The following is a 2,205-nucleotide window of genomic DNA, read 5'->3' as shown; positions in this document are numbered from 1 at the left end:
CGGCGGTGACGGTTCCGCCGTGTGCCTCGACGAACTGGCGGACGATGGACAGGCCCAGTCCGCTGCCCCCGGTGTGCCTGCTGCGGGACTTCTCGGCTCGCCAGAAGCGTTCGAAGACATGGGGCAGGTCGTCGGGTGCGATGCCGCCGCCCGTGTCCTCCACTGTGAGAACGGCCAGATCACCGGTGTGCCGCGCGGTGACCGTGACCGTACCGCCCGTGGGGGTGTGCCGGAGTGCGTTGGAGATGAGATTGCCCAGGACCTGGCGCATCCTCACCGGGTCGGCGTCCAGCCAGAGGCCGGGGTCGGTGTGCGCGTGCAGGCGGATGCCCGCGGTTTCGGCGCGGGTGCTGTGGGCCGACACCGCCTGGGCGACGAGGTCGTCCGCGCGCACCGGTTCGCGGTGCAGTTTCAGCGTGCCGGCGTCGGCCGCGGCGAGATCGCGCAGATCGTCGATGATGTGCTGCAGGAGCAGCGCCTCGTCGTGCAGGGCGGCGATGAGGTCCGGGTCCGGCTCGACCAGCCCGTCGCGGGTGACTTCCAGCCAGCCCCGGATATTGGTCAGCGGCGTCCGCAGTTCGTGGGCGATGTCGCTGACCATGGCTTTGCGTTGGGCTTCAAGGTGTTCGCGGCGCGCGGTGAGGTCGTTGAAGGCGGCGGCCAGATAGCCGGTCTCGTCCTTGGTGGTGACGGCGACGCGTGCGTGCCGGTGCGGCGGCTGCTGGGCCGCGGCTGTCAGGGCTCGCAGGGGACGGACGAGGCGGATCGCGACGACAGTGGTCATGGCGATCGTGACGGCGAGGACGAGCGCCGTGACACCGACGATCTTGGCCTTGTTGGTGGGCGAGAGGTCGAAGCCTGCGGGCTGCCCGCCCAGGTTGCCCAGATAGAGTCTGGCCCTCGGGGCGACGTACGGGTCGAGTTGTGTGCGGCGAGCGCTGTCGACACAGGTCTGCGTCTGCTGGCTGACACCGAGCCCGCGGGCACGGTCGCCCACCGGGGTGTCGACGCCGGCGATGAGTTCACCCCCGATTCCCACCGGTGTGGCGTCCCGCCCCTTCTTGGGATTGTCGAAGCAACGCTTGGCCAGAACGTTGAGTTCGTCCAGTGCCTTCTGCTCGGTGCGCGTGGGTGTGTTGAGGACTCCGTCGGCGCACTCCAGCGGCACGGAGGCCGCTCCGCCGTCGGGGGCGATGACCACCGTACGGCCGCTGGGCATCTGTCGGAGGCTGCCGTCGCTCGCGTACCGGCGCATACAGCGCAGACGCTTCTCGGCGACCGTCTTCACCAGTGTCCGCTCGGCCGTGGTGAGCAGATACGGGCCCACCGCCCGCGGGTCGATCCCGGCCAGCTGGGCTCCTGGCTCGGTGTAGGTGTCGGTGGTCAGCGGGTCGACGGTGGCCGATGCACGGGCGGGCAGGGCGGTGCCGGGGGCGGCCGAGTCGGCGATGGTGCGTCCGGTCTCGGTCGTCAGGGCGATGCGCCGGTCCATGGTGCGCGAGAGCGTGCGGACCGAGGGCTGCACTCCGCTCCAGTCGGCGTGGGTCGCGGCGAAGCCGCTGAGCCGACGCAGGATGTCGGCGTCGTCGGAGAGCACTTGGCCGCGCTCCTCCTGGATGGCCCGCGTGGTGGTCTCCACGGCCAGCCAGGCGGTGGCGCCGACGGAGAGTACGGCGATCGTCACGGAGGTGAGGAGAAGCCGTACCAGAAGGCTTTTGCGCCAGGGGATGCGGGGGCCGGGCGTCATGTGGGCTGACCGGTGAGCTTGTAGCCGACGCCGAAGACGGTCAGCAGCCGGACGGGCCTGCGCGGGTCGGGCTCGATCTTCTTGCGCAGGTTCATGATGTGTACGTCGATGGCGCGCTCGGTGGAGGCGCGGTCGTGGCCCCGGGTGAGCTGCAGCAGTTGACGGCGCGAGAAGACCCGGTCGGGTTCCGCGGTCATGGCGTGGAGGATGGCGAACTCGCCGGGAGTGCACGGGACGGCGATGCCGTCGCAGGTGACCTCGTGCCGTGCCGGATCGACGGTGATGCCGCCCGCGCGGAGCACCGGGGAGTCCTCGGCGGGGCGCAGGGTGCGGCGCAGCACGGTGCGTATGCGGGCCAGCAGTTCCCGTGGGCTGTACGGCTTGGTCATGTAGTCGTCCGCGCCGAGTTCCAGGCCGAGCAGCACGTCGTCCTCGGTGGAGCGGGCGGTGAGCATGAG

The 2,205-nt window shown here is 70.6% G+C and carries 2 protein-coding genes; both read right to left on the bottom strand.

Going from position 1 to position 2,205, the window contains the following annotated elements:
* Positions 1 to 1,747 (bottom strand): sensor histidine kinase (locus tag ACFVJQ_RS45845; RefSeq protein WP_385791933.1); only part of this gene is annotated, 1,747 nt, incomplete at its 3' end.
* Positions 1,744 to 2,205, bottom strand: a 462-nt coding sequence (locus tag ACFVJQ_RS45840) for a winged helix-turn-helix domain-containing protein (protein WP_385791931.1), incomplete at its 5' end; no start/stop codon positions are given. The genes ACFVJQ_RS45840 and ACFVJQ_RS45845, both read right to left, overlap by 4 nt.

Source organism: Streptomyces sp. NPDC127197 (assembly GCF_042672405.1).
GTDB lineage: Bacteria > Actinomycetota > Actinomycetes > Streptomycetales > Streptomycetaceae > Streptomyces > Streptomyces flavusporus.
The sequence above is the reverse complement of the archived record's forward strand: the minus strand, read 5'-3'. Positions and strand labels throughout refer to the sequence as shown.